Source organism: Jiella avicenniae (assembly GCF_021390325.1).
GTDB classification, from domain to species: Bacteria; Pseudomonadota; Alphaproteobacteria; order Rhizobiales; family Rhizobiaceae; genus Jiella; species Jiella avicenniae.
In genome coordinates this window covers 166,070-189,464 of the sequence record NZ_JAJUWU010000016.1, presented here as the reverse complement: position 1 = coordinate 189,464, position 23,395 = coordinate 166,070, and the positions used below count along the sequence as shown (strand labels likewise).

Below are 23,395 nucleotides of genomic sequence, written 5' to 3'. Positions count from 1 at the left end.
TAGCAGCGGCTCGATCACCGCCCATTCCTGATCCGTGAGTTCATGACGACGCATGGCATTCTCCTTTCAAGGAGAATGAATCAGATCGTGCCGCTCAGATGAACCCGTTTATGGAGACGCTCTCTAGGGCGCTTTTGATCGAAGCGGGCCTTGCGCTCGGCGTCGGCCTTGATTTGGCAGGCGCAACGGTCGCCAGCCGGAACGCGCCGTCCGCAGGCGCAGATATGAGGCGGGCGGATCGGCATTAGGCGGGCTGCCTCGCGAAGAAGCCGCGAATGCGATCCGAGATCGCACCCTTGCCCTTCGTCTTCTGTGTCTGCGCTTCTTCGCCGCCATACAGCCAGCGCAGCATGGCCTCGTGGCCTCGCTTTGCCGTCTTGATCTCGGCGGGCGTGGCAGCCCACGCCTCGGCGGGGGTCCAGCGCAGCCAGCCTGTCGCAAACTCAAAAAGCTGTTCGTGGTGCTCGGCGAAGGTGATCGGCTCGCCGGTGGTTCTGTCATCGCCCTTGTCGTCGGACATGGGGCCGGCGAGCGAGATCACGAAGTCGATCAAAGGTGGCGCCAAGCGAGCAATCACTGCGAAATAGCCGTCACTGTCGGCCTGCGCATGAATGAGATCGCCTGCACCGGCGATGCCCGCGCCTGCCTCGATCGCGTCGGCAAACGCCGTAGTGGAGCCTTCGGCAAGCTTGTCGATCAGGGCGCCGTAAGTGCCGTATCGACGAGCGAGACAAAGCGCGGCCCGCAGCGTCGGAACCAGCTCGACGACAGTATCGCCGAGCTTGATCCGAATGCGTTCCTCTGCGAGCCGCGTCATCATCGTTACGCCGCGACCGTGGTCTTCGGCGTTGTCACTTCGAGCTGATAGGCGGTAGCCACCATCTCATTCGCGGCGCCGAACTGTCGCTTGTCGCTCATGACGAGCCCGGCAAACAGGTACTGCTCGCCGTCTTCCAGTTCGATCTTGAACGTGTATTCCGTCGCCGCGATCTGTGCAGCGCGCATTGCGGTCTGTCCCGCATCGCCGGGCTTGTGCAGCACGGTGATTTCGAACGAACCGGGGTTGCGCGTCCCCTTGGCCTTACGGACGTAGGCGTCGCCGATCACCTCCTTGGTGATCAGCTCAACCTCTTCGCCGATTTCGCCAATCTCGACGATCTCACCGATCGGCGTCCAGCTCGCAACGGCAGTAAGATCGGCGCCATCAGCATAGACGCCGCCGATCGAGATTTTGGTCTTTGCGTTGGAAATTCCCTTAGGCATTGGTTCGATCTCCCCTTACGCCGTCTTCATCTTCATCTTGACGAGCGCTTCGCCCATCGTGACGGCGCCGCCGACGCGGCGGCGACCGCCGATCTTGAGGCGCGGCTGTGTCGCAAGGTCTTCACGCTGCGGCTGGAAACCGATGCGATCGACGATTGTGTAGCCAGCGGCGAAGTCGCCGAAGATGATCGGGGTCGATCCGGCGGCGATGTTCGGCATATCCGGCGCTTCATAGACCGGGCGACCGAACAGAACCGGAGGAAGTCCGGGCTGAATCGAGGGCTGCCAGAGCGGGCGACCGTCGCCATCCTTGATCTTGTGGAGGGTCGCGATCGTCTGACCATTCATCAGCCAAGCGCCGTTCGCCCGGTAAGGCGACTTGATCGCATGGAACAGGTCGATCAGGGCGTCGAGCGTCAGCGTCGCCGTCGCAGCGGTGAAGACGCCCACGGCTGCGCTCGTCATGACGCCTTCAGCTTCAGACGTGCCGTTGCCGTTGACGAACCAGCGGCTTTCCTCGTTGGCGAACTCGCGAACAAGATGGTTCGAAAGATAGCCGGAGAGATCGACGTTCGCATCTTCAAGGGCCTGACGAGAGACCGGGATGAAATGCGCCATCTCGTGCGCGACGATCTCGATATCGTCGAAGGACGGTTCCGACTCGGGACGCGGGTCCGGGGTCAACTCGGCGACTGCACCGGGCGTAACCTTGTTGACGAGACGCGGAAGGCGGACAGAACCGCTTGCGAGCGCCATCGTGGTGGCGAGCTGACGAACCGGCGAGGAGAGAGTGATCTTCTCCAGAATGCTCGTCGAGAGCTGCGGCGGCGCCATGATCGAGGCGGCGCCGACGGTAGTCGAAAGGGTCTTGAGTTCGAAATCAGAGCCGGTGCGGTAGTAGTCGCGGACGGCCTTCTTCTCGATCTCGGCGTCGGTGTCATTGGCTGCCGACAGGAAAGGCGCCCCCGGGCGGTTCAGACGAGCTTCGAGCTTGTCCAGCCGTTCGGCGCTTTTCCTCTCGACAGCCGCAAGCCGGTCAGTGACCGTCTGCGACAGGTCACCAAGGGCCTTGGTGACGATCGCGTTCGCGTCCTCGTCGCCGCCATCCTCGGCAGATTTCAGTTCGATGGCGTTCGAAAACGCCTGCGGAGTCAGTTCCAAGCTTCGTTCCTTTAGTGCTTGAGCGCCGCAGCGGCGCGGTTGATGGCCTCGGCGATCGCGATGGCGTTCGCTGCGGCTTTCTTGCTCGTCACGCGGGCGCCCGGATGAGCCGGGACGGTGACGAGCGAGATTTCGACGAGATCGAGTGCGGAGATCGTGCGACCGCCGCCGCGACGGGGTGCGGCCTTCTTGGTGCTGAAGCCGATCGAGAGACCGCCAACGGCACCGGAGGCGACGAGCGCATGAACCTCGCGGGCACGGGCCACGTCAGCGACGAGAAGACGGCCCTTCACCTGAAGGCCGGTGTCGGTTTCCTCGACGCTCTCCCAGACGCCAACGGGATCGTTGGGGTTGTGGCCGAACAGCATCGGGACCGGGAGCATGGCGCCGGAGAAGGCCCCCTTCTCGATCATGTCGCCAACGCGATCGGCAGTTCCGAAGGGCCAGGCGATGCCGGTGATCTCGCCAGCATCGTCGGAAGTGATAGCGGCCTTGATTTCGAAGGCTTGGTTCATGCCAGCGCCTCGGCGTCGAGTTCGCCGGTCTGTTCGGGTTCCGGGCCGGTCTCAGGCGGAAAGTACCGCTTGCCGAGTACGTCGATCGCGATCTCGGCGAGGCGTTCGAGCGCCGTCACCTCGCTGTAGACCTCGATCAGTTCGGCGGCGCGCTGCGGATCGAGACCGCCACCGATCAGAGCGAGGCGGATCGTCTCGACGAGATCGGAATAAGCGAAATCGCCTCGGAAAATGCGTTGGCAAAGGGTACCGATGCCGGCGCCACAAAGGTGCTGAAGCTCGGCAATCTGCGGCGCCTTGAGCGCAAAATCATAGTGAGCATCGCCGAAAAAGGCGCGGTGCGTCGTCATGCTGTCGGTTCCTGAGAGCGGGCCGGAGCGGCGCCGGGGGTCGTGTACGGGCTGCCGAGCGTGTCGCCATCGGGACGGGCCGGAAGTCCAAGCTCGGCGCGAGCGTCGTTCGCGGTCATCGAACCGGAGGCGCGAAGCTTGGCGATGCGTTCGGCCTGCGCTGCGGTATCGACGCTGATCAGCGCCTCCGTATCCAAGGAGACGCGGTGATCGTCGCGTTCCTCGTCAGAAAGAAGGGTGCGCTCGTATTCGCCGATGAAGGCTTCGGTCCAGTGCTTCAAGGTGTAGGTGACGAATTGACGGGACTGTTGCTCAACGTTGGCAAACGTGCCGTTCGACAGCTCGAAAAGCATCGTCGCCGGGACGTTGAAGGCGCGGGCGATCTCGACGATCTGCTCTCTGCGCATCTCAATGAACTGCGCATCGACGGACGAAAAGATCAGCGGGTTGAAGCGAGCGCCATCCGTCAGGATGGGTGTCTTGCCGCCGTTCTCGGCGCCTTCATGCGCCGAACGCCAGTTGGCACCCATGCGCTTGACGCGCTCCTCGGGAACGTCGCCGGGGATCTCAATCGTGCCAGACGGACGCGCTGACGTGCCGAAGAGACGAGCGGCGCGCTGTTCCATGACGATCGCAAGGGCGATGGCCTCGCGAGCCAGGGCGATCGGCGAAATGCCGGTGACGCCATCGATCGAGGTTTGCGCCGGAACGTGAATAAGATCGGCGGGATTGAGGACGGCACCGGTGACGGTTGAGCGATAGATCGCCTCGCCGGTCTGCGGATCGATCTGGATAGAGACGGCGTGAGGATCGAGGCGAACGATCTCGACGACGCGACCGCCGACGCGGTTCACGAAGGCGAAGGCATTCCCAAACAGCAAAGCGTCCATTGCCAAACGCTCGCGAAGTTTCGCCGCCGTCTGGCGATCGTTGGCGCGGCGATAGACGAGCCGGTAATTCGGATGCTCGGATGCGTCCTCGCTCGATCCATCGATCTCGCGGACGATGCGCGCCGGGATCGAGCCGATAGAGCCAGCGATCAGGTTGACGGCAAGAGCAACGGCAGGAACGCGAAGGGCGGTTTGCGCCGTCACCGCGACATTTGAGACGGTCGCGGGCGCGAGGAAGCTATCCAAGCCCCAAGTGTCAAAGGGATACGCGGGAGCGGCCTTCTGTTCAGGCTCTCCGAATACCTTCTGCACAACGGATTTGATGCGCTCTAGCGCCACGCAATACCTGCCTGTTTTTCTAACGTAAGAATATTATCTCACGCCAGAATCGGCAGAACAAGCAAAATTTCCTATTATTCTAAGCTTTTATTCCTCACTCGAACCTTGGCAACTTATCGATCGCCATCTTGCGCGCCTTGAGTGTCACGTCGCCGTAGTTTTCGCCAGCGGTGCGCGCGGCATGTCCTTGGATCGCATCCACGACGCGCGAGTCGATGCCAACTTCCCACGCGATCGTTTTCAGCCGGTGGCGCCACCCATGCGACGGAGCGACATCGGCGGGATTGCCGGGGATAGTACGGACCCATCTCCCGATCTTGTTCGCGATGCGCTTCGAAGGGTGTTCAGCCGTCGTCCTGCGCTTTCCCTCGCGGTAAAAGAGCGGGCCGGGACCGTGCGACTTAACGAAGTCCAGAAACCCCATATCGAGAAGCTGATGGTGAAGCGGTACGTCGCGATACTGCCAGCCCTTCACGCTGCCAGCTGCCGGGCTGATTCTGACGTAGTGGACGCCATCGGCCTCGCGAACGTCATCGAAGCGTAGCTGCGTGATCTCGGCGACGCGGGCGCCGGTGAAGGCGCATAGCCATGGCACCCATCGCTTTGCAACGACCATTTCCTCGGTTTCGCGAGTCTGCGGATTGTCGGAATGGACCGGCTGATAGTCCCTCGCCGCCTGTAGGATCGTTCGCGCCTCGCTTTCGGTGAAGCCCTTTTCGCGCGACTGCGGCTTCTTCTCGACGCGGACCCTCAAGCCATCGGCGGGGTTGCTCGTGATCTTTTCGTTTTCGTGCGCCCAACTCAAGACCGCTTTGGTCGCGCCGACATAAACATCCTTGACGGTCTTCAATGACAGGCGGGTCGAAAGGTGATCTCGCCACGCGATCAAGTCGCTTTTAGTCAGGCGGTTTGCGTCGTCGTGCTTGAGGAAGCGAATGAGATCCTTCACGACGGGCGCCCATCGTTTACGTGCCTCGGCGCCCTTCCCTGCCTTATTCAGCTCGTCGAGATAGGCGTCGAACAGCTTCTCGATAGACACGCGTTTCGCGGGTGGTTCCGGTGCTGGTTCGTCAGCGGGCGCCAAGGCTGGAATGTTGGTCGATCCAGAGAAGTCGCCTTCGTCACGCTCTGCAACGCGCCGCATCGCCTCAAGCTCGGCGAGCGAAAGCGATCTCGCCAGAGATCGCCACTCCGGCGAGCCGAACCGTGCATCGTGATTGCCGCGCTTTCGAAACCGCTCAAGGCTAAAGCCGACGAGGTTCGCCAGTTGCTCATTCGTCGCCTTGCCAGCGATCGCGTCCTTCAGATCCGCGACGAGGCCATCGTCGAAGCCTTGTTGCGCATATCGAGGATCGCCGCGAAGTTCCTCGTCGAATGCCAAGCGCTCGGCGTAGTGACGTCGGGCGATTTCTTCGATCGCCAGCGGCGACGAAGCCCTCTCCCGACGTGCGGCCTCCACTCCCTCGCTGTGAACCTTCAGGGTGCGAGCATGATCGATCGAGTCAAGCAGGGTCGCGAGTGCCGCAGGGTGCCGACGAAGCGCTTCTCGCCTGTCGGGTCCGAGCGGAGTTCGTAGCTCAGTCTTGCCATCGAAGAACGACCGGAGATCGGCGGGAATGACGATCCTGACATAGAACCGTCCATTGCGATCGATCAGCCCCTTGATGCGCCCTGCCATCGTGTTCCGCCGTGGTTTTGTTACATGGTTTGTAACATCACTATGGGCGGAAGGCCCTGCGGCGCAAGGGTTTCAGCGATTTCAAAACGATAGGATGGTGCCGGCGGAGAGGATCGAACTCCCGACCTTCGGTTTACAAAACCGCTGCACTACCGCTGTGCTACGCCGGCGCGGTGCTTGCGATATCACATCGCGACGGCCCGAAACACCCCAAAACGCGCCCGGCGATCATGCCCCGGAGGTCCTGCAGACGGCCGTTGGAAGACCCCGTCTCAACCCGCGAGCCCGGCGAGATCTTCGGCCGTGATGCGCCCGTCGTGCAGCGCCGTGGCGACCAGGGCTCCGGCGACGCCCATCTCCTTCAGCACCGCGAGATCCTCCGGGCCGCGCACGCCGCCGGCGGCGAACACCCGCCGAGCGCCTGCCCGCGCGACGATCTCGGCGAGCCTGGCGACATCCGGGCCCGCTCCGCTGCCCACCTTGGCCAGCGTCATGACGATCAGCGTATCGGGCCACAGGCTCTCGTCTTCGAGAAGTTCGGGCGGCCCGAGGAAGACGTCGCCGCGAAAGTCGAGCGACAAGGCGAGGTCGGTCTCCTCCGCGAGCTGCCGAACGATCTCGGCATCCTCCACCGATTCGCTCCCGACGACGCACAGGACGCCCGGCAGCGCCTCGATCGCCATGGCTTCGTCGTAACTCGCGACGCCGGCGTCGAGCCAGAGGGTGACGCCCGGATGGGCCGCGACGAGGGCCGCCATCAGCTCCGCGTCGGGTTCGCCGCGCCGGCGACGCTCCTCGCCCTCGCCGACGACGCCTGCGACCACCAAGCCGTCGATCGCGTCGAGATCGGCGATGTAGAGCGCCTCGAACGGATGCAGATCGAGCAGCCCCCTCGCGACGTCGAGGGGTTCGGGACTCGTCGCCAACGGCGTCTCGATCGGCCGGTAATTCGCCCGGTCGCCCATGAGCCCGCGCACGACGCGGGCGTTCTTGACGTCGAGTACGGGGATGACTTGCATCTTCGACCTTGAGACCGGAACACGTTCGATGGTCTTATACGCATGGGCGGCCGGAGGACCAAGGGTGGCCGCGACGATCCATGGGGCCCCGGCCGCCGGAGGATTGCTCGCCACGACCGGCCAAGGTCGTACGGGCCCGGTGCGACACGAAGAATGCGAGACGTTGATGTCATGACGAGAACACTGGGCTGGGACGTCGGCGGCGCCCATCTGAAGGCGGCCCTCGCCGAAGATGACCGCATCCTCGAGGTCTGGCAGGAGGCGACGCCGATCTGGCATGGGCTCGAGCATCTGGAGACCGGCCTCGCGACGATCCTCGGCGATTGCGATCATCTGTCCGTCGATCGCCATGCCGTCACCATGACGGGCGAACTGTCCGACGTCTTCGCCTCCCGCCGCGAGGGGGTCGAGACGCTGGCCCGGCTGTTCGCCGGAAAGCTCTCGGGCGACGTCTCGCTCTATGGCGGGGCGGCCGGATTTCTGTCGCCGGGCGATGCCCGCTCCCACGCCGACGAGATCGCCTCGGCCAACTGGCATGCCAGCGCGGCTCTCGCGGCGGCGAACATCGAGGAGGCGGTGTTCATCGACATGGGGTCGACGACCACCGACGTCGTTCCCGTCGTGGCAGGCCGGGTGATGTCCGCCGGTGTCGGCGACAATACGCGCCTTGCCTGCGGCGAACTCGTCTATCAGGGCTACACCCGCACCGCGCTGATGGCGGTGGCGAGCCGCGCGGCCTTCGCGGGAAGGATCGTGCCGGTGATGAACGAGTTCTTCGCCACCATGGCGGACGTCCAGCGGATCACCGGCATCCTCGACGAGGCCGACGATCTCTACCCCGCCGCCGACGGCAAGGAAAAGACCGTCGAGGCCTCGCGCCGCAGACTTGCGAGGATGATCGGCCTCGATGCCGAGGACGGCACCGACGGCGCCTGGGAATGGCTCGCCCACGGCTTTGCCGAGGAACAGCTGCGCAAGATCCACGACGCGGTGCTGCTTGTCCTGTCGCGCGAGGATATCTCGGAAGATGCCCCCGTCGTCGTCGCCGGCACCGGCCGCCCGGTCCTGCGGCGCCTCGCGGCGCGGTTGGACAGGGGGGTCGTCGACTTCCCGGACCTCTTCGACTGCCCGGCCGAACTGCGCGACGCGGTCTGCCGCGCTGCACCCGCGGCAGCTCTGGCGGTGCTGGCGGGGCGAGAACGGTAGACATTCCTGCGGTTAGCCTGGCCGATCGCGTCGAAGCGGACGGCCCATCGATATGATTTGAAGCCGCTCCCTGTCTTCACCGGTATTGCCAGGCTTGCGGGATGACGAGGCCTGCCGGGCCGTCTGCGTTGGTCCGCTGCCTGGCCCCTTCTCTTAATCAACGCGCGGCGCGAAGCGCGTTGATCGACTTGAGCGAGGCACCTGCGACTTTCCCGCCTCGCTGCTACAGGAAACCGCGACGTGCCACGGAACCGTTGTCAAAAAATCGCGAAACCGGTTGAAATTGCAGTCGAAATCGTTCTGACATTCGGATAACCACCGAGGCTGATTCTTCCAATCGAAGTGGGAATTTCAGGAATGGGGCACGCTCACCCGACCTTTGGTGGGTGCCGCGTGCAGAGGGAGCGCGTCGGTTGACGCATCCTGGCTCAGATTCGATGGGAAAAGAACGTGGCGACGACAGCAAACTTAACATTCGGTCAAATCATTCAGGATTCGCCGTATAATTATACTTTTTACGGTTATTATGGCGTCGGAACCGTGACCGATGACGGAAGCGACTTACCTAGCGATTCGCCAACCATATTGGGCGATGTTTCAACTGGTGATTCAATCCTCTTGAACCTGTCTGGTTCTTCTTTTCCTTTCACGTACCGATCGTCCCTCGGGGATGGAAACGGATTTGTCGCGACATACGATGGAGACGGCAGATATTTCGTATTCCAGTACACAGCCGACTTGGCGGGTGGAGATAGCTTCACCACACAACCGCAGACTTTCGCGATTCAGTGCTTCACGACTGGCACGGAGGTCGACACGCCTCGCGGTCCCGTCCGTATCGAATATTTGTCCGTCGGCGACTTGGCATTGACGGCTTCCGGAGCGTCGAGGCCGATTATCTGGATCGGCAAACGGACGCTCGATTGCTCCGGCGAAAACGCCCACATGGCGCCTGTGCGGGTTCGGGCAAACGCTTTCGGAGCCGGCGTACCCGAGCGCGACGTGTTCCTGTCCCCCGGCCACCCCGTCCTGGTCCGCCAGCACGGCGTCGAGGTGCTCGTACCGATCATGAACCTGATCAACGGCACCACCGTCGGGCGCACCTCGATGCAGTCCGTCACCTACTGGCACATCGAGCTCGACCAACACGACGTGCTGCTTGCCGATGGCCTTCCGGCCGAGAGCTTCTTCGACATGGGTTCCCGGGCCTGGTTCGACAATGATCTCGACGACGTCTTGGCAAATCCCGACCTCGTCCCCGCCGGTCAGCATGGCCGCTGCCGCGAAGTTGCGATCGACGGCCCGCTGGTCGAGGCCGAAAGAAAGCGCCTCGCCGATCTGTTCTATGCGGATCTTTCGGCACAGTGCGCATGGCCGAGCGCAGGGGAATACGCCGGCCAATGATGGATCGCACGCCGATGGGGCGGAAGCCGCCCGGCATCGCGACGATATGAAATGACGGAAAGGGTCGGCGCGAAGGCGCCGACCCTTTCCGGTTTGACGCGTGAGCGGCAGGCTCAGGCCGCCGCGCCGACCTCCTCCGGTAGATGCGGCAGCAACTTGTCCATGGTGATCGGATAGTCGCGGATGCGGGCGCCGGTGGCGTTGTGGATCGCGTTGTTGATCGCCGCGCCGACGCCGGCGATGGCGAGTTCGCCGATGCCCTTGCCGGCGAGCGGGCTGGCGTACCGGTCCCGCTCCTCCAGCAGCACGACGTCGAGCTTGGGAACGTCCGCATGCACCGGCACGTGATATTCGGCGAGGTCGTGATTGACGATCAGGCCGTTGCGCGCGTCGACGACGAGATCCTCCTCCAGCGCGTAGCCGATGCCCCAGATCTGGCCGCCATAGCACTGGGAGGTGGCGGTCTTCTCGTTGAGGATCCGGCCTGCGGCGCCGACCGTCAGGAGACGCCGAACCCGGGTCTCGCCGGTCGTGGCGTTGACCGCGATTTCGGCATAATGGGCGCCGTAGCTCGCCTGGTTGGTCTTGTCCGACGTGTCTCCGGGCTTGATCGTCCCGACGACCCTGATCGTATCGCCGTTGAGGATCTCCGAGAACGGGATCTGCCGGTTGCCGGAAATGGCCTGGCCGTCCTTCAGCGTCAGGGCGTCCGCCTCGACGCCGAGGCGCTTGGCGAGTTCCTCGATCACCGCCTCCGCCGCGACGTAGACGGAGGACCCGGCGGAGTTGGCGCCCCACGAGCCACCCGAGCCGGACGACGCCGGCAGCGAGGTGTCGCCGAGAAGCACATCGACCTGATCCAGCGGCATGCCGAGCATTTCGGCGGCAATCTGCTGGAGGATCGTATAGGTGCCGGTCCCGATGTCGGTCATCGCCGTCTTCACCGTCACGCGGCCGTCCGGCGCCATCTCGATTTCGGCCGAGGACTGCATCAACGAATTGGCGCGGCTCGCCGAGGCCATTCCATAGCCGATCAGCCACTCCCCCTCGCGGCGCGATGCCGGCGTCTTCGGCCGGTCGGCCCAGCCGAAGCGCTGCGCACCGACATCGATGCATTCGAGCAGCTTGCGCGAGGAGAACGGCACGTCCTCTTGCGGGTCCTTGTCCGGCTCGTTCATCCGGCGGAACTCGACCGGATCGATGCCGAGGCGATCGGCAAGCTCGTCGATGGCGCTTTCCGTGGCCAGCATGCCCGTCGCCTCGCCCGGTGCGCGGACGGCCGAACACATCAGGACGTCCGAGGTGATCACCCGGTGCGTCACCAGACGGTCGGCGCCCGGATAGAGGAACACGCTGGAGATGCCGGAGGGCTCGAAGAAGCCCTCGCCTTCCGAATTGGTGGTCTCCGTCTCGTGGGCGAAGCAGGTGATCTTTCCCTCCTTCGTCGCCCCGATGCGCACCCGCTGGATCGTCTCGCCGCGCCGCGAGGTCGTCTGGAAGACGTTCTGACGCGTCAGGGCCAGTTTGACCGGCCGCCCCGCCTCGCGGGCGCCGAGCGCGGCAAGAACGGCGTCCGGGCCGATACCGAGCTTCGAGCCGAAGCCGCCGCCGATATAGGGGCTGAGCAGGCGCACCTTGGAAACGTCGACGCCGACGCCGCTGGCGATCTGCTGGACGTTGGTCTCGAGCAGCTGGCAGGACGACCACACGGTGAGCTGGTCGCCGTCCCATTTGGCGACGGACGTGTGCGGCTCCATCGCAGCCGAGTGGTAGGACGGCGTGCGATAGGTCTGGTCGAACTGCACCTCCGCCGCCGCGAAGGCCTTTTCGAAGTCGCCGCGCTTGGTGTCGGCCGCCATCGGCCCTTCCTCGGTGGCGCGCCCCGTGCCGCGACGGCTCTCGATCTCGTAGCGCCCCTCCATCTCCTCGTATTCGACCTTGACGAGGTGGGACGCGTGGCGGGCGGTCTCGAACGTCTCCGCCACCACCAGCGCGATCGGCTGGTTGTAATGGAAGATCTCGCCGTCCATCGTCTGGCCGGCCGGCGACATCGGCTGCGCCGAGGAGCGCAGGATGCCGTCGCCGGTGACGACGGCGAGGACTCCTGGCACGGCCATCGCCTTCGCCGTGTCGATCGACTTCACCTTCGCGCGGCCCACGGGGCCGGGCACGACGAAGCCATAGGCGACCGTCTCGCCGATCAGGTGCTCGTAGGCGTAGGGCGCCTTGCCGGAGACCTTCAGCCTCCCCTCGTAGCGATCGACGCCCTTGCCGATCACACCTTGGGTGTTCCGATCGAGGCGCGTCTCGCCGACCGGCTCGTTCATCACGTGTTCGTTCATCATCAGGCTCCCTTGGTCGCGTCGGCCAGCACCGCTTTCAGCGTGCGCCGGGCGAGCGGGATCTTGAAGTCGTTCTCGCCCTGGCCCTTGGCCTCGGCGAGGAGGATGTCGGCGGCCTTGTCGAACACGGCCATCGACGGCACCTGCCCGATCAGTGCATCTTCGACGGCCGCGTCTCGCCACGGCATGTGAGCGAGCCCGCCAAAAGCCAACCGCGCCTCGGCGATCTTGCCGGCCTCCATGCCGACGACGGCTGCGACGGAGACGAGTGCGAAGGCGTAGGAGGCGCGGTCGCGCACCTTGCGGTAGCGATGTTCGCCCGCAAGCGGCTTCGGCAGGCGCACGGCGGTGATCAGTTCGCCCTCGTCAAGCACCGTCTCGATCTGCGGTGTCTCGCCCGGCAGGCGGTAGAACTCGCCGACGGGGATCTCGCGGGTGGATCCGTCCGCCTTCTGCGTCTCGACCACGGCCTCCAAGAGGCGCATGGCGACGGCCATGTCGGATGGATGGGTCGCGATGCACTTGTCGGATGTCCCGAGAATCGCATGGATGCGATTGAAGCCACCGATCGCGCCGCAGCCCGAGCCCGGTTCGCGTTTGTTGCAGGGCTGGGAGGTCTCGTAGAAGTAGTTGCAGCGGGTACGCTGCAGGAGGTTGCCGCCGGTGGTCGCCTTGTTGCGGAGCTGGCCCGACGCGCCGGCGAGCAGCGCCCGGGACAGGACCTCGTAGTCCCGACGGATGCGGGGTTCGGCGGCGAGGTCGGAATTCGTCACCAGCGCGCCGATGCGAAGGCCGCCATCCGCGGTCTCCGCGATGTCGCGCAGAGGCAGCCGGGTGATGTCGACGAGTTTTTCCGGCGTCTCGACCTCGAGCTTCATCAGGTCGAGGAGATTGGTGCCACCGGCGATGAAGCGACCGGCGAGCCGGCCGGCCTCGGAGACGTCACCGGCCCGGGCGTAATCGAACGGTCTCATGCGGTCTCCTTCATCTTGGCGCTGGCGGTCTCGATGGCATCGACGATGTTCGGATAGGCCGAGCAGCGGCAGAGATTGCCGCTCATGCGCTCGCGGATCTCGTCGAGGCTGAGGGAAGCACCGTCCTTGACGTCGGCGGTCGCATGGCTCGGCCAGCCGTCGGAAACCTCACCGAGCATGCCGACGGCGGAAACGATCTGGCCCGGCGTGCAGTAGCCGCACTGGAACCCGTCGTGATGAAGGAAGGCCTCCTGCATCGGATGGAGGCTGCCCGGCGCCCCGAGGCCCTCGATGGTGGTGATCTCGTCGCCCTCGTGCATCACCGCGAGGGTCAGGCAGGAGTTTATGCGGCGGCCGTTGACGAGCATGGTGCAGGCGCCGCACTGGCCGTGGTCGCAGCCCTTCTTCGAGCCGGTGAGGCCGAGATGGTCACGGCAGGCGTCGAGCAGCGAGGTCCGCATGTCGACGTCGAGCTCGTGCTCGGTTCCGTTGATCTTCAACTTCATCGCGTTGGGTTGCCCTTCGTTGGCGTCCGTCGGGCGCGATGCTTAGCCACGCCCAGTTTGGAACGGTTCGAAATCCGTTCGTTAACGGGCGTCGGGCGCGATGGTTTCTTGCGGTGACGAAGTGTTCGATAGCCGCGGGTGGCCTCGACCAATCGCTGGGCGAACCGAGGGCGTATTGTCGCGAAAGCGTGATGAAAAACCGCTTCGATCCAGCGCACGGTTCCGCGGTCGCCGTATCGTTTTCTATGGGACATTCGCAGGAATTGTCATTCGAAAGCGACGCACTCGATGCCAGAGCGATCGCGTTCGAAAACGTCCCCGTCGTTGAAATCAAGACCTGCCGCCAGTTCGCGAAGTCTATCTCCGAATCGCGCGTCGCACCCCGTCCGCCGGGCGCTGTCCGGGAGTTCGCCCCCGCCATTGCCGGCAACAGGTTCATGCACGGTCCCGTGACAGCGAGACGCAGTCCCCTTCCCGGTGTTGGTGGACGGTGTCTTCAACGCGATGGGTATTCTCCTTGTCGGGGAAAATGAAGCCGTTTCCCACGCAGGCCACCACGTCTCACCAGCGCATGTTGAGAGACGCGCAAAAATGCGCGATTTATACGGGAGCGGGCAGGAGACCTCCGATGAAGCGTGAAGCCTTGATCAGAGAACTCCGGCAATCCGCCAAGGATCTGGGTGTCACCTTCGCCGTGATCAAGAACGAAGGGAAGGGCTCGCATTACAAGATCGTTCTTGGTGACCGCGCCACGATCATCAAGTCCGGAGAACTGTCGAACCTCTATGTCCGCGCCATCAAGAAGCAGTTGGGCGTCTAGGACCGGTGTGATCGTTAGCGGGTTTCGAGGGAGTGGATCGATGAACTACATCTACAATGCGAAGCTGGAAGACAATGGTGCCGGCGGCCTGCTCGTCACGTTTCCGGACGTTCCGGAGGCGATCACGGAGGGCGCGAGTCGCGACGAGGCATTGGCGAACGCGTCGGAAGCTCTCGGCTTCGCGCTGCGGCACTACCTTGGGACCGGGCATGACCTGCCGCCGGCAAGCGGCAGAGGAGTGGAACTCGTGCCGATCGAAGTAACGGCTGCCGACGCTCTCAAGCTCGCTGTGGTCGAGAGCTTCAGGGCGTCCGGCCTGCGCCAGACGGAGTTGGCAGAGCGGCTCGGCGTGGTGGAAAGCGAAGCCCGTCGCATCCTGAATCCTGATCACCCGACCAAGATCCGCACACTCGAACTCGCGCTCCGTGCCCTCGGCAAGCGGGCCTCCGTCGCGGTGGTCGCGGCGTAATTCTCGGGGCGCACCCGCTCAGCCCGCCCGCTCCACCTCCGCCAGATGCTCGATGACCTTTTCGAGCAGCCAGTAGAACGCCGTCTCCTCGTCCGGGCCGGCGGTTTTGTCGATGGCGATCTTCAGATAGGCGATCTCGCTCTCGATCTTCTCGGCCGGCAGCATCTTCAGCCGGCTGACCAGGATCGCCGCCTCCAGCACCGCCGCCTTGGCGCGGTTCATGCCGGTGAAGGGACGGTGCTGACCGGAAGAGACGACCTTGCAGAAATGCCGGGGCCGGGTGTCGTCCTCGGTGACGCGCTCGACCTTGAGAACGTCGTGGGCGAGCGCCGCTTCCAGCCTCGGCACGGGGCAGCCGCCGATCGGCGCGAGCGGCCAGGTCTTGCGGCCGGTGAGACAGCCGGCGAAGATCTTCGCGTCGTCGGTGTAGTTGACGACGGCAAGGCCGTTCGCCTCGATGTTGGCAAGGGTCGTCGAGGGCCGAAAGGGCGCGATCACCCACCCGTCGCCTTCCTGGATGATCCCGAGCGGCGCGATGTGGACGTCGCCGGCTTCGGAGATGGTGGTCAGGATCGTCTCGCGAATATAGGGCACCGTTCAACTCTCCTCGCCGGTTTCGTCGTCCGCCGGCGCGGTGCCGGTCTTGTGCGGCGTCTTCTTCTTCGCCTTCAGCGTATGGCCCGCCTCTTCCAGCCGGGTTCGGTCCTCCTCGTCCCGCGGCGCGCCGACGCCGAAGTCGAGCGGCGCGTCCTGGGCATAGCGCTTGCCGAGCCGCCAGGCGATCTCCGCCTTCTGCAGCTCGGCGCCGAGATAGAAGGCGTGGCCGGTATCGCCATCGACCTCGATATGCGGGAAAAGCTCGAAGGCGTCGCTCGCGACCTGATGAATGTCGCGATTGTAGAGATGGACGCCGTCCTCGGCCGTCTCGATGCGATAGTTCCGATCCTTGATCGTCGCCGCCATCTCGGCGAGTTCTTCGGGCGTCACGGCGAAGGGCTTGACGTCATGGACCTGCAGCAGCGCATTCGAGTAGCCGCGAGGCAGAGAGTTGTCCGCCTTCGCCGCAAAGAGCATGCGCCGCGCGGCATCGTGCTCGGCGATGGTCGCGCGGGTGTGCGGGCTGACATGGACGATCAGGAGATTGTCGATGGCGAGTTCCGAACAGATGCCGAGCAGCGTCGCGGTGATGCCCGAGGTGTCGGCGTCGGTCAGCTCCGTCAGATTGCCGGTACCCATCAGGATCGAGATGTCCGGGTGGCGCCGGCGCAACTCGTGATAGCGCACCAGCGAGGCGGTGAAGCCGAAATGGATGGGATCGAGGATCGAATCCGCGATGAAGTCGATCCCCATCGTCTTCGCCTTCTCGATCGCCCGGTCGAGGGAGCTGAAATCGTGCGGCACCGCCGGGACGAGGACCGGCACGGCGTCGCCCTCCCGTGCGATGTCGAGCGTTTCCTCGGTGAGGCTGAGGAGATAGTCGGCGCCGGCGCGGGTGGCGCGGGAGAGTTCGCCGGGATCGGCCGAATCGACGCTGACCCGATGGCCGGCCGCCTTCAGCGCATGGATCGTCTCCTCCAGATGGGGAAAGGGCGTATCCGGCAGACAGCCGAGATCGACGACGTCGGCGCCCTCCGCGCGCATTTTCGCCGCCCGCGCGACAATGGCCTCCACCGGATGGGCGGTCGCGTCGACGATCTCGGCGAAGATCCGCATGGCGTGGCGGGAGAGATCGGGCGGGCCGCCCTTCCGCCCGAGAAAGGCCGGCAGGTCGGCGAGTTCGTCCGGCCCCCGCACGAAGGGAACGCCGAAGCTTTTTTCCAGCTGATCGAGATCGGCGCGGCAGCGGCCGGGCAGGACGACGCGGTCCGCCTCCACGGGCCTTTGCAGCCGCCGTTCGATGATGTCGCCGGTGGCGAGCGCCGCGACCTTCACGCCGATGTCGGCGATATCCCAGGCAAAGTCGGGATCGGCGAGCCCCGAGAGGATCCGCTCGAGGCGCGGGCGGGCGAGATGCCCGGTCAGAAAGAGAAGACGCGGTTTTGCCATGACGGCTATGTCGGTCATTCGGCGGCCGTTGGAAAGGCCGCGCCCCGGGGCGAGGGACGCGAGATCCGCACCGAACGCCGGCCCCGGGAAAGGCTCCCCGCGACGGACGACCTAAACCGCAGCGGCCAACCCCGCCGCATGGCGCTGCAGGACGTGGCCGGGCACCCGGCCCTCGGCAAGGCGGATGCCCGCACTCGAAAGATCGCCCGGCCCCGCCACATGCACGCTGGACGTCGGGCCGAGATAGTCCGAAAAGCCGTCGTCGACGATCTTCGCGCCGATCAGCGCCTCGACGTCGGCGCCTTCGGGAACGTCGATCTGCTTGATCAGGCAGAGATTCCGGGCTGCCAGACGGGATGCCAGCCAGGCCGCGAGGGAATCGGAGGTGACGCTCCAGTCCCGGGCGATCTCCGGCGCGCTCAGCGCGACGTCCCGGGGCAGCCAGACCGGGACCTGTCCCGCCTTGATGGCGGCCTCGATCTCCGCCCGGTTCCGCGCGCCCACCATCCGCGTCGACAGGCTGATCAGCGCCAGGCCGAACTGCTCCATGCCGAGGATGGCCATCTCGTGGGCGGTGCGATCGTCGAAGCCGAGTTTCGGCTGATAGCGCCTGACGGTGTTGGCGAAAGGCCCCCCGCCCGGCACGACCACCATCGGAATGCTCGCCTGATCCAGCGCCCTCACCCAGCGGGAGAGATCGGAGGAGGACGCGGAACTGCCGCCGAGTTTGACGACCAGTAACTGCTTGGAATTGCCCATCGTGCCTGCCCCTTGTCGATGATCGTACCGGGGCGGCCGTCGCAAGGGCGTCCTCCCCTCCCTATGCCGCGGCCTCTGCGGGCCGCTTGCACTCTGAAGATCAAGTGGTTTTCGCGCTCGCTGCGTCCAGCCCGCCGAGAACGCGGTGCGCGCAGATCGAAAGCTCCTCTTCGACATCGAAGTGAACGCCACCTCGCGTCGTCTTGCAAGATCGAAGCCTGCCCGACGGCGCAGCGCATGCCTGCCACGAAAATCCCGCATGGTTCGGCGAAACGAACCGCGCGGCGACCTGCGGGCGCGCAGGAACGACGGAACGGACGGCCCCCGGCCTTCAGCCGAAAAAATCGGCGCGGCGGCGACGGATCTCGATTCCGACCGCGGCTGGCCCCAGTTCGAGCTTCTCGACGCGAACGCTCACCTCGAAGACGCGCCGGTCCGAAAGGATCGTGCGGGCGAGATCGAGGGCGAGCGTCTCGACGAGATCGGTGTGGCCTGCCTCGACGAGGGCCCGGATCGCGTCGGTGATCAGGTCGTAGGAATAGACCTCGGCGATGTCGTCGGCCGTCGTGGCGATCCGCGCGATCCGGGCGTCGACGGAAAAGCGCACCTTCTGCCGCCGGCCGCGCTCGTGGCCGTAGGCGCCGATTTCCATGTCGAGAACCAGATCGCGAACGAAGATGCGATCGCGGGCGGCTTCGTCGATCGGGGTCGGCGCCGCTGCCGTCGGCGCGCCCGGGTCCTGCGCCTCGAAGGGCGTCCCTCCGGCGCCGAGAAGCCCGGCGATGCGCCGCACCTTCGTTTCGTCGAGGGCATCGCCCCGCGCCCCGGCGGTGAGCGCGCCGCGAAAGCCGAGATAGTCCGGCCGAAGGACGAGAAGACGGGGAATGTCCGGCGCCTCCAGCGAGCCGGCAAGGCCGGTCATCAGGCCGAGATCCCTCGCCGTGCGAACGAAGCCGGCGAGAGCGCCAATCGTGAGATGCGCCAGGAGCCCGCCGGCGGCCTTGCTGGCGCCGCCCTTGCCGATCGTGTCGATCATCGCGCCATGAAAGCCGGCCGCGGCCAGTGGCCCGAGAAGCGTGAAATCCGGGTCGCCATCGGCGAAGAAGACCGCGACGAGGCGGATTTCGCGGGCGATCTCAGCGAGCGCCGAGATCACGGAGAGACGCTCGGCCCGGGACGCCGGGAACAGCCCCACCTTGACGAAATCGGCCGCACGCCGCGCCTTGACTTCGCCAAGGACGACGTCCGGCTGCATCGGCAGATCCCCGGCGACGGCCGAGACCGGCCGGCGGCCCGCCACGACGTCGATCGTCGCGGCGAGAATCTCCGGGGTCACGGCGCCGAGTGCGCCTTCTGCCGGGTCCTTCAGATCGATGATGTCGGCCCCGCCCGAAAGCGCGATTTCGGCCTCTGCCGGACCGGTGACGCTCGCGAGCAGTTTGGTCAATGCGCCGCCTCCAGCTGCGTCTTCAAGCGGTTCTCGAAGAGATATGTCAGGCCGCGGTCCCAGCTTTCGTCCGTGTTGGAGCGAATGTCGGCGCTGCCGCGGGCGATCTCCTTACCGCTTGAAAGGTCGAAGGCATAGGCGTTGATGTTGAGGATCAGATTGGAGACCTTCTGGACGGTGCCGACGACGGCGACGTCCGCGCCGACCTCTTCGGCGAAGGTCAGGGCGCAGTTGCCGCAACTCTGCAGATTGGCGCCCGCGGCCTTGTCGGCGACCGGTGCCACGTCGACGATCTCGTAGCCGTCGAGGCCGGCGATGTCCTTTCGCAGCATCGGCGCCATCCGCTTCAGCCGCGCTTCCTGGGCTTCGTTCTTGCCGAGCATCGAGCCTTCGAGGCTCGAATCGATCAGCTCGAACCCGAAGACCGCGACCTTGCGCTCAGCCGCGGCGGCCGGCATCGCCACGGCCAGCGCCAGCAGAACAACGGGAAAAAATCTCGCTTGCCTGATCAATCCGGCTCCACGACAGATGGCGGGTGCGGACATAAGGCTCCTCCCTGAATGTGGTGCCCGAGGTCTAGTGATAGCGCGGCGGCCGGGGGGAGCAATGCGGAGCGAGGTGTGGCGCGAGGATCGCCGGGCACCTTCGACCATGCGGGAGGAAAATCATCATGTTCGATCTCGATCGCCTGAAAGGCGGGCTTGTGCCGCTCGTCCTCGCGCCGCTGATGATCTCGGCGGCGACGCTCGGAAGCGCGGCCCAGGGCACCGGCGAGAGCGCAGCGCCGGCCGCTGGCGCCGCGGCCCCCGCAGCGGCTTCGCCGGGCCAGAAAAAGCTCGAGACCGTCCGCATCGGCTATCTGAGAACCTACGAGCGCAGCCTCGCCCTGTCGGTCCTCGGCATTCCGCCGGAGGACATCGGCCTTGCCGGAGCGAATGTCGCGATCAAGGACAACGACACCACCGGCTCCTTCATGGGCCAGAAATTCCTTCTCGACGTGGTGACGCTGAAACCCGGCGACGACGTCGCCCCGGTGGTCGAAAAGATGCTGGCGGACGGCGACCACTACATCGTCACCGACCTGTCGGCCGAGGACACGCTGAAGGCCGCCGACCTCGCCAAGGCGAAGAATGCCATCATCCTCAATGCCGGCGCCGAGGACGACCGGCTGCGCAACGACGACTGCCGCTACAACGTGTTCCATACCGCCCCGTCGCGCTCGATGCTGACCGACGGGCTGGCTCAGTATCTGATGTGGAAGCAGTGGCGGAACTGGGCGCTCGTCGAGGGCGAGCACGAGGACGATCGGCTCTTTGCCGAAGCCCTGAAGCGTTCCGCCACGAAGTTCGGCGGCAAAATCGTCGCCGAAAAGGTCTTCGAGGATGCCGGCGGGGCGCGGGCGACCGATTCCGGCCAGGCGCTGGTGCAGCGGCAGATCCCGGTCTTTCTGCAGGACCTGCCGGACCACGACGTCCTCCTCGTCGCCGACGAGAGCGAGGTGTTCGGCACCTACATTCCCTGGCGCACCTGGATTCCGCGGCCGGTCGCCGGCACGGCGGGGCTGGTGCCGGGCTCCTGGCATCCGGCGAGCGAGCAGTGGGGCGGGGCGCAGATCCAGAACCGCTTCGAGGACGCCACCGGCCGGCGCATGGAATCGAAGGACATGCAGGCCTGGACGGCGGTCCGCGTCATCGGCGAGGCCGCCTCGCGGACCCAGTCGACCGATCCGGAAAAGATCGACGCCTTCATCCGCGGCAAGGACTTCACCGTCGCGGCCTTCAAGGGACAGCGCCTGACCTTCCGCGACTGGGACTGGCAGCTGCGCCAGCCGGTGCTTCTCGGCACCGAGGATTCGGTCGTCACCTCGTCGCCGCAGGAAGGCTTCCTGCATCAGGTGTCGGAACTCGACACGCTCGGCTACGACCGGCCGGAATCGACCTGCAAGTTCGACAATTAGGTCGGCGTCGCATAGGGGTTCGGGGAGCCGAGAATCCCCCGCCCGAAACGGGCCGATCCGGCGATGGAAGACGACGAGACGGGACGATGGCCGGATGGCGACCACGCATTGACGTCAACGCGATGTCGCTGAAGGCCCGCCTCGCCTCCACCCTCGCCAGCGCCTTCGTCGCGATCCTCGTCATCGGCGCCGTGCTGACCTTCTTCCAGGCGCGGGACAACATCCGTGCCGAGCTCGAGGCGGCGCGCAGCGTCGCCAGCAACCGCGTCGCCCAGCTCGTCGCCGAACTGCCCGCCTCCCGCGACGTCCAGGGCAAGCTCGCCGGCTTCGTGCGCACCTTCAACGGCGACCGACGGGTCAAGATCGTGCTGATCGATTCCGTCGGGGTCATTCGCGACCAGTCGGTGATGGCGAAGGGCTTTTCCGCCCTGCCCGACTGGTTCGTCGCGCTGCTCGCGCCCGATCCCACCGTCACGGTGATGCCGCTGACGACCGTCTCCGCGCCGATCACCTCGGCGGCGATCATCGTCGATCCGCGAAACGAGCTGGCCGACGCCTGGTTCGATCTTCTGACCGCGCTGGGCCTGCTCGTTCTCTTCCTGGCGATCGCCTTCGGCGCGATCTGGGTCGTCGCCGACCGGGCGCTCAGGCCGCTCGGCGCGATCCACGAGGCCTTCGTGCGCATCGGCGGCGGCGACTATTCGGCGAAGGTGGAGCCGGACGGCCCGCCGGAGATGCAGGAACTCGCCGAGGGCCTGAACGCCATGACCGACAGGCTCGCCGTGATCTCCAGCCGCAACCGGAACCTCTCCGACCGGCTCCTCCATCTCGAGGACGAGGAACGCGCAGAGCTTGCCCGCGACCTCCATGACGACGTCGGCCCGCTGCTCTTTGCCATCGACGTCGACGCCTCCGGCATCCGGCGGGTCGCGCGGACACAAACGCCGGACTATGCGGCCATCGCCGACCGCGCCGACGCCATCGTCTCGGCGGCCCACGCGGCCCGCAAGGAGCTGAAGCGCATCCTCGGCAATCTGCGGCCGGGTGCGACCTCGGGGCTCGGCCTGAAGGGCGCGATCGAGGAAATGGTCGCCGACCTCCAGTCGCGGCATCCGGGCGTCGACGTCGTTCTCGACGTGCCCGAGGGCGATTTCGGCGCGACGATCGAGACGCTGATCTATCGTGCGGTGCGCGAAGCGGTGACCAACGCGCTGCGCCACGCGAGGCCCGCCACCATTTTCGTCCGCATCGAGGAACACCCCGGCGCGCTGGACTTTTCCGTCACCGACGACGGCGGCGGCTTTGCCGGGCCTCGCCAGCCCGGCGGCGGATTCGGCCTCGTCGGCATGAGCGAACGGATCGAGGCGGCCGGCGGCCGGATGCGGGCGGAGGAGGTCCACGTCCCGAAGGGGGTGCGGGTGCGCGGCACAGTTCCGCTGGCCGGACGCAGCCCGCGACGACAGGAAGAGACCCTCCCCCGGATCGGTCTCGACGACGCGGCCGCCTCGGCCGCCATGGCATATGCGAAGGACGAGCAATGAAGCTTCTGATCGTCGACGACCACAAGGTGGTGCGGGACGGCATCCGCCGGCTCGTCGAAGGCACGGCCATCACCGCGATCGAAGAGGCCGAGACGCCCTCCGAGGCGCTCGGCGAGTTCCGGAAGATGCGTCCCGACGTGACCATCCTCGACATCAACCTGAAGAACGGCTCGGGCCTCGACGTCCTGCGCAGGCTGCGGGCCGACGATCCGAAGGCCAAGGTGGTGATCTTCTCGATGTATTCCGACGTCGTCTATGCCGTCTCGGCGCGGCGCGAGGGCGCGCTCGGCTACGTGTCGAAGAGCGCCCCGTCCGACGAACTTCTCGTCGCGCTCGAACGGGCGATGGCCGGCGAGACCTACGTCGATTCGGAAACCGCCGCGCTGATGAAGGAGCATGCGAGCCGCGAAACGGGGGTGTCGGACCTGACCCGCCGGGAACTGCAGATCCTGCACATGCTCGGCGACGGCAAGAGCCTGTCGGAAATCGCCGAGGGCCTCGGCGTCGCCTACAAGACCGTCGCCAACACCTCGACGCGGATGAAGGAGAAGCTCGGCGTCGAACGCACCTCGGATCTCGTCCGCTTCGCGCTCGAAACCAAGGGCGGTCGCATGCTCGAGCGCGGCGAGCGGCCGCAATCCGGGAAGTAGTCCCGTTGCCGGACGGCAATCTCGTAAGCTAGCAATTCGATTGCTGGCGTTCTCCGCGG

Annotated in this window: 23 protein-coding genes and 1 tRNA gene; 7 read left to right on the top strand and 17 right to left on the bottom strand. The window is 65.5% G+C overall.

The annotated features are described in order from the left end of the window. Positions 1–244: 244 nt before the first annotated feature. From LZD57_RS16255 to LZD57_RS16215, 9 genes are all read right to left on the bottom strand, one after another. Positions 245–820: a phage tail assembly chaperone gene (locus LZD57_RS16255; protein ID WP_233720528.1), complete on the bottom strand. Its 576-nt coding sequence runs from the start codon at positions 818–820 to the stop codon at positions 245–247. Positions 821–822: 2 nt separating this feature from the next. Continuing rightward, on the bottom strand, positions 823–1,263 hold the full coding sequence (locus LZD57_RS16250) for a phage tail tube protein (RefSeq protein ID WP_233720527.1): 441 nt from the start codon (positions 1,261–1,263) through the stop codon (positions 823–825). Positions 1,264–1,278: 15 nt separating this feature from the next. Beyond that, positions 1,279–2,424: a phage major capsid protein gene (locus LZD57_RS16245; protein WP_233720526.1), complete on the bottom strand. Its 1,146-nt coding sequence runs from the start codon at positions 2,422–2,424 to the stop codon at positions 1,279–1,281. Between the two features lie 11 nt (positions 2,425–2,435). After that, positions 2,436–2,939, bottom strand: a complete 504-nt coding sequence (locus LZD57_RS16240) for an HK97 family phage prohead protease (RefSeq protein WP_233720525.1) — start codon at positions 2,937–2,939, stop codon at positions 2,436–2,438. After that, positions 2,936–3,289: a gene transfer agent family protein gene (locus LZD57_RS16235; RefSeq protein ID WP_233720524.1), complete on the bottom strand. Its 354-nt coding sequence runs from the start codon at positions 3,287–3,289 to the stop codon at positions 2,936–2,938. Before LZD57_RS16235 ends, LZD57_RS16240 begins: the two co-directional genes overlap by 4 nt. After that, positions 3,286–4,518 carry a phage portal protein gene (locus LZD57_RS16230; protein WP_233720523.1) on the bottom strand — a complete coding sequence of 411 codons (1,233 nt, stop codon included), beginning with the start codon at positions 4,516–4,518 and terminating at the stop codon, positions 3,286–3,288. The genes LZD57_RS16235 and LZD57_RS16230 overlap by 4 nt, the downstream gene beginning before the upstream one ends. Before the next feature lie 94 nt (positions 4,519–4,612). Then, on the bottom strand, positions 4,613–6,196 hold the full coding sequence (locus LZD57_RS16225; protein WP_233720522.1) for a DUF6538 domain-containing protein: 1,584 nt from the start codon (positions 6,194–6,196) through the stop codon (positions 4,613–4,615). 95 nt (positions 6,197–6,291) lie between these two features. Continuing rightward, positions 6,292–6,366: transfer RNA gene (locus LZD57_RS16220), tRNA-Thr, on the bottom strand. 102 nt (positions 6,367–6,468) lie between these two features. After that, complete coding sequence (locus LZD57_RS16215; protein ID WP_233720521.1) at positions 6,469–7,215, bottom strand: HisA/HisF-related TIM barrel protein; 747 nt, start codon at positions 7,213–7,215, stop codon at positions 6,469–6,471. Positions 7,216–7,386: 171 nt separating this feature from the next. Here LZD57_RS16215 and LZD57_RS16210 point away from each other — a divergent pair, with 171 nt between their 5' ends. Together LZD57_RS16210 and LZD57_RS16205 are read left to right on the top strand one after the other, a co-directional pair. After that, positions 7,387–8,421: a hydantoinase/oxoprolinase family protein gene (locus LZD57_RS16210; protein WP_233720520.1), complete on the top strand. Its 1,035-nt coding sequence runs from the start codon at positions 7,387–7,389 to the stop codon at positions 8,419–8,421. 450 nt (positions 8,422–8,871) lie between these two features. After that, positions 8,872–9,825 (top strand): Hint domain-containing protein, encoded by a 954-nt coding sequence (locus tag LZD57_RS16205; protein ID WP_233720519.1) that lies wholly within the window; start codon positions 8,872–8,874, stop codon positions 9,823–9,825. 113 nt (positions 9,826–9,938) lie between these two features. Here LZD57_RS16205 and LZD57_RS16200 read toward each other — a convergent pair whose 3' ends face one another. The 3 genes from LZD57_RS16200 to LZD57_RS16190 are packed head-to-tail and all read right to left on the bottom strand — an operon-like array spanning position 9,939 to position 13,647. Further along, a complete protein-coding gene (locus tag LZD57_RS16200) occupies positions 9,939–12,170 on the bottom strand; it encodes a xanthine dehydrogenase family protein molybdopterin-binding subunit (protein ID WP_233720518.1) in 2,232 nt (743 codons plus the stop codon). Next, the gene (locus LZD57_RS16195; RefSeq protein WP_233720517.1) at positions 12,170–13,141 is read right to left on the bottom strand and encodes an FAD binding domain-containing protein; all 972 of its coding nucleotides are present in this window, start codon (positions 13,139–13,141) and stop codon (positions 12,170–12,172) included. The genes LZD57_RS16200 and LZD57_RS16195 overlap by 1 nt, the downstream gene beginning before the upstream one ends. Next, positions 13,138–13,647: a 2Fe-2S iron-sulfur cluster-binding protein gene (locus tag LZD57_RS16190; RefSeq protein WP_233720516.1), complete on the bottom strand. Its 510-nt coding sequence runs from the start codon at positions 13,645–13,647 to the stop codon at positions 13,138–13,140. The genes LZD57_RS16195 and LZD57_RS16190 overlap by 4 nt, the downstream gene beginning before the upstream one ends. A 628-nt stretch (positions 13,648–14,275) precedes the next feature. Here LZD57_RS16190 and LZD57_RS16185 point away from each other — a divergent pair. Continuing rightward, the gene (locus LZD57_RS16185) at positions 14,276–14,467 is read left to right on the top strand and encodes a hypothetical protein (RefSeq protein ID WP_233720515.1); all 192 of its coding nucleotides are present in this window, start codon (positions 14,276–14,278) and stop codon (positions 14,465–14,467) included. A 40-nt stretch (positions 14,468–14,507) separates the two neighbouring features. Continuing rightward, on the top strand, positions 14,508–14,936 hold the full coding sequence (locus LZD57_RS16180) for a type II toxin-antitoxin system HicB family antitoxin (RefSeq protein WP_233720514.1): 429 nt from the start codon (positions 14,508–14,510) through the stop codon (positions 14,934–14,936). An 18-nt stretch (positions 14,937–14,954) separates the two neighbouring features. On the opposite strand, the gene LZD57_RS16175 is transcribed toward LZD57_RS16180, so the two are convergent. The 5 genes from LZD57_RS16175 to LZD57_RS16155 all read right to left on the bottom strand — a co-directional run bounded on the left by LZD57_RS16175 (position 14,955) and on the right by LZD57_RS16155 (position 19,646). After that, a complete protein-coding gene (locus LZD57_RS16175; RefSeq protein ID WP_233720513.1) occupies positions 14,955–15,530 on the bottom strand; it encodes a DUF447 domain-containing protein in 576 nt (191 codons plus the stop codon). Positions 15,531–15,533: 3 nt separating this feature from the next. Continuing rightward, a complete protein-coding gene (locus tag LZD57_RS16170) occupies positions 15,534–16,982 on the bottom strand; it encodes a DUF6513 domain-containing protein (RefSeq protein ID WP_233720512.1) in 1,449 nt (482 codons plus the stop codon). A 111-nt stretch (positions 16,983–17,093) separates the two neighbouring features. After that, the gene (locus tag LZD57_RS16165) at positions 17,094–17,741 is read right to left on the bottom strand and encodes an amino acid kinase family protein (protein ID WP_233720511.1); all 648 of its coding nucleotides are present in this window, start codon (positions 17,739–17,741) and stop codon (positions 17,094–17,096) included. 331 nt (positions 17,742–18,072) lie between these two features. Beyond that, entirely contained in the window at positions 18,073–19,188 is a 1,116-nt protein-coding gene (locus LZD57_RS16160) for a (5-formylfuran-3-yl)methyl phosphate synthase (RefSeq protein WP_233720510.1), read from the bottom strand. Then, positions 19,185–19,646, bottom strand: a complete 462-nt coding sequence (locus LZD57_RS16155) for a DUF3280 domain-containing protein (protein ID WP_233720535.1) — start codon at positions 19,644–19,646, stop codon at positions 19,185–19,187. Before LZD57_RS16155 ends, LZD57_RS16160 begins: the two co-directional genes overlap by 4 nt. A 212-nt stretch (positions 19,647–19,858) precedes the next feature. Here LZD57_RS16155 and LZD57_RS16150 point away from each other — a divergent pair, with 212 nt between their 5' ends. From LZD57_RS16150 to LZD57_RS16140, 3 genes are all read left to right on the top strand, one after another. Continuing rightward, entirely contained in the window at positions 19,859–21,145 is a 1,287-nt protein-coding gene (locus tag LZD57_RS16150) for an ABC transporter substrate-binding protein (protein ID WP_233720509.1), read from the top strand. Between the two features lie 86 nt (positions 21,146–21,231). Beyond that, positions 21,232–22,686: a sensor histidine kinase gene (locus tag LZD57_RS16145; protein WP_233720508.1), complete on the top strand. Its 1,455-nt coding sequence runs from the start codon at positions 21,232–21,234 to the stop codon at positions 22,684–22,686. Further along, a complete protein-coding gene (locus LZD57_RS16140) occupies positions 22,683–23,336 on the top strand; it encodes a response regulator transcription factor (RefSeq protein ID WP_233720507.1) in 654 nt (217 codons plus the stop codon). The genes LZD57_RS16145 and LZD57_RS16140 overlap by 4 nt, the downstream gene beginning before the upstream one ends. Positions 23,337–23,395 lie beyond the last annotated feature (59 nt).

Bases quoted from the DNA above. Each gene is read 5' to 3' on its own strand.
- LZD57_RS16255 (WP_233720528.1), bottom strand. From the start codon at position 820: ATGATGACGCGGCTCGCAGAGGAACGCATTCGGATCAAGCTCGGCGAT.
- LZD57_RS16250 (WP_233720527.1), bottom strand. From the start codon at position 1,263: ATGCCTAAGGGAATTTCCAACGCAAAGACCAAAATCTCGATCGGCGGC.
- LZD57_RS16240 (WP_233720525.1), bottom strand. From the start codon at position 2,939: ATGAACCAAGCCTTCGAAATCAAGGCCGCTATCACTTCCGACGATGCT.
- LZD57_RS16235 (WP_233720524.1), bottom strand. From the start codon at position 3,289: ATGACGACGCACCGCGCCTTTTTCGGCGATGCTCACTATGATTTTGCG.
- LZD57_RS16225 (WP_233720522.1), bottom strand. From the start codon at position 6,196: ATGGCAGGGCGCATCAAGGGGCTGATCGATCGCAATGGACGGTTCTAT.
- LZD57_RS16215 (WP_233720521.1), bottom strand. From the start codon at position 7,215: ATGCAAGTCATCCCCGTACTCGACGTCAAGAACGCCCGCGTCGTGCGC.
- LZD57_RS16210 (WP_233720520.1), top strand. From the start codon at position 7,387: ATGACGAGAACACTGGGCTGGGACGTCGGCGGCGCCCATCTGAAGGCG.
- LZD57_RS16200 (WP_233720518.1), bottom strand. From the start codon at position 12,170: ATGATGAACGAACACGTGATGAACGAGCCGGTCGGCGAGACGCGCCTC.
- LZD57_RS16195 (WP_233720517.1), bottom strand. From the start codon at position 13,141: ATGAGACCGTTCGATTACGCCCGGGCCGGTGACGTCTCCGAGGCCGGC.
- LZD57_RS16190 (WP_233720516.1), bottom strand. From the start codon at position 13,647: ATGAAGTTGAAGATCAACGGAACCGAGCACGAGCTCGACGTCGACATG.
- LZD57_RS16185 (WP_233720515.1), top strand. From the start codon at position 14,276: ATGAAGCGTGAAGCCTTGATCAGAGAACTCCGGCAATCCGCCAAGGAT.
- LZD57_RS16180 (WP_233720514.1), top strand. From the start codon at position 14,508: ATGAACTACATCTACAATGCGAAGCTGGAAGACAATGGTGCCGGCGGC.
- LZD57_RS16170 (WP_233720512.1), bottom strand. From the start codon at position 16,982: ATGGCAAAACCGCGTCTTCTCTTTCTGACCGGGCATCTCGCCCGCCCG.
- LZD57_RS16165 (WP_233720511.1), bottom strand. From the start codon at position 17,741: ATGGGCAATTCCAAGCAGTTACTGGTCGTCAAACTCGGCGGCAGTTCC.
- LZD57_RS16155 (WP_233720535.1), bottom strand. From the start codon at position 19,646: ATGCCGGCCGCCGCGGCTGAGCGCAAGGTCGCGGTCTTCGGGTTCGAG.
- LZD57_RS16150 (WP_233720509.1), top strand. From the start codon at position 19,859: ATGTTCGATCTCGATCGCCTGAAAGGCGGGCTTGTGCCGCTCGTCCTC.
- LZD57_RS16145 (WP_233720508.1), top strand. From the start codon at position 21,232: ATGGCCGGATGGCGACCACGCATTGACGTCAACGCGATGTCGCTGAAG.
- LZD57_RS16140 (WP_233720507.1), top strand. From the start codon at position 22,683: ATGAAGCTTCTGATCGTCGACGACCACAAGGTGGTGCGGGACGGCATC.